3 protein-coding genes are annotated in these 2575 nt (G+C 40.3%); 2 read left to right on the forward strand and 1 reads right to left on the reverse strand.

Annotation, left to right across the window (positions count from 1 at the left end):
• Positions 1-542: 542 nt before the first annotated feature.
• Positions 543-1667 (reverse strand): DDE-type integrase/transposase/recombinase, encoded by a 1125-nt coding sequence (locus IBX40_12630; protein MBE0525155.1) that lies wholly within the window; start codon positions 1665-1667, stop codon positions 543-545.
• 72 nt (positions 1668-1739) lie between these two features.
• Between IBX40_12630 and IBX40_12635 the strand changes: the two genes are divergently transcribed.
• The gene (locus IBX40_12635) at positions 1740-2300 is read left to right on the forward strand and encodes a hypothetical protein (protein ID MBE0525156.1); all 561 of its coding nucleotides are present in this window, start codon (positions 1740-1742) and stop codon (positions 2298-2300) included.
• Positions 2301-2375: 75 nt separating this feature from the next.
• On the forward strand, positions 2376-2575 hold a 200-nt coding region (locus IBX40_12640; protein MBE0525157.1), incomplete at its 3' end, for a hypothetical protein.

Consider the following 2575-nt stretch of genomic DNA (forward strand, 5'->3'; position numbering starts at 1 on the left):
ATCGATATCTGAATTTAGGTTCATCTATACCATCTTGTCTGAACAATTATAATTATTTTTATTAATTTATACTGTAACTCCGCTTAACCTTTACGTTCTAATACTTCACCTCGATTCTGCTCCACCCACTCTGGTTGTATGGAAGCAGGAAGGTTCGCTTTTCAGTGTTTTGTGGATACATCATATAAATGCTAAGCCACATGCAATGGAAAATCCAAATGTTATGGGAAGGGGGGACAATGGGCACTGCGGCTTGTATGTGGTACAGTCTTGTTAATATTCAACGTTGAAATTTTCTTTGTAATATATTATTTTTCAAGGTATTCTAAGTTTTACCATATTTCAAAAGTGTTCACCGAAACGCAACCGATGCAACACCGATAACAAACCGAACATCCACCGATAAACCACCGAAACCAAAAACCATGTTCCTCAATAAATTCCTGAATGGAATGGCTCATAGCATCGATAACCTTAAAAGGGTCAGAGCATCGATAACTCCATATGTGGATTTTAGGTTCAGAGCATCGAACACACTTGTCTTAAAAGTTGTTTTGAAAAATCGAATGCTTTCGATTGTGCACTTTCTCAAGTATTTCATAATTGAATTTATTAATCTCCCGGACTGTCAGATTTTCATCTTTGAAATAAACGGTGAGCGTTTGTTTTCTGGTTTCAATGCTGGCCCAGACATATTCATCTATATATTCCCTGCCGACATTGAAATGCTCATTAAGTATAGAGATCTGTCCTTTGGAATTTACCATCCGAATGAAATGGATCTTGCCATTAACTAAAGGTAAGCTGTTTACATCAATAACAAAATCTTCAGACAATTTCTGTATAGGATTGATTGGTTTAATGTTTTTATTTTTCAACTTCCAGGCATTAAATTTGTTTTCTTTTTCACAAAATGTTGGTGACTTTTTACGCATGTCATTGAGATCTGCAAATTGATCCTTTTTCCAGAAACGTTTATCAAAACCCTTATTGAACTCTTCAATCGTTCCATTCATCCATGGTTTTGAAGGAGCGATAAATACAATTTCAATTCCAACATATAAAGCAAATCTTACAAATCGACTAAACGACCTTGGATATTTGTAATCTCCTGCAAAAGACATCCCATTGTCTATTTGCAGATATTTAGGTATTGGGTTTTGTTTCCAATATTCGATTAGAAAATCCATAGCATTGTCCATGCTTTTTTCTTTGTACTGTTTACATGCAGCTTTTCGCCCAATAACATCTTTCAGATGTATCGAATTAATAGATCCATAGCCTTTGATATATCTCGGACCAACGAAATCCATTTGGTGAATTTCATTGATATATTTTGGTTTGAGAATAGTATGTCTGCTCTTGGAACGAACTCTTTTATAGCGTTCTGGTTTATTCACCTTTAATTTATTTCGCTTGATAATCCTTTTAATGGTTGATAGAGATGGAATATCTGATTGTTTATAACCGAGCCCTTCCATGTGAAATTTAATCGCCTCGGGACCCACGCGAGAATATTTAGTTGAATCATCCATACCATCCATTAGCGCTTTTCTAATCTCTACAATAACTCGTTCGATTTTCTCTTCGGTTTTATGTGGGATAACCTTGGCTACTTTTAACTCGTTTTTATACCATTCCTTATGTCCAGTATTATATCTATTCAACCATTTGTAAAACCAATACTTTGACCGACCCTGGTTTCTATATATCTCAAATGGCTGCTCTCCTTCTAAATATTGTTGGATTGCTTTTATTCGTTCTTCTTCTTCAGGTGTATAATTCAAGAAACTTCACCGAAGAATCATCTTGAAAACAATGAGTATCAGGGTTATCGATGGTGTGGACCTTTCCACCTGAAAAAAGAAACTATATCAATCCACCCCCCAGCCGGCCTGATCACCGACATTACCGACCTGGACGAGTTCAAGCAAAGACTGGGGCTACGATCCAGAGCAAAAACCCTCTCAGACCTCATCAACTACCTGGACACTTTGCCCGAACAATCCTGGAACGTGAACAAAACCTTCCGCTCCAACTCAGGCAAGATCCGGACCGTCGGCATCTATGACAGCTTTCCCACCTACGAAGACGCCACAGAACTCTTCGAACAATTCGGCGGCGGCAAGTACACCATCCTGTGCATCTCACCCAGGCGGATGAAAGTGGGTTACTATGAATTCGAAGGCGAAGACAGATTCCCTGAAGAGGAAGAAGCACCTGTGCGACAAAAAAGACTCAAGCTCAAATACAAACCCAGGGACTTCAAGGAAGCCCTCCTCCTCAAGAGACTGGAATAAGGAGATGAGCAGCTCATCCGCCAGATCACTGATGCAGAACTCTCCAGCCAGGGTATCCTGCGAAACGATAGCGAGATGCCTGTCATCCAGCAGCAGGGAGTGGACCTGAAAGAGCACTTCGACAGGATCGAGGAGCTGAAGGAAGAGATCCACAAGCGGGATCTGCAGATCATAGAGGAGCGGTTCAGCAAGGGCGGTGCAAGTGGCGGCTGGGAATCATTCTCCCGCATGCTTGAGAGCAGTGCCGGAAAAGAGCTGGGCAGGGAAGCACTAGT

This window comes from Methanosarcinales archaeon, assembly GCA_014859725.1.
Taxonomy (GTDB): domain Archaea; phylum Halobacteriota; class Methanosarcinia; order Methanosarcinales; family Methanocomedenaceae; genus Kmv04.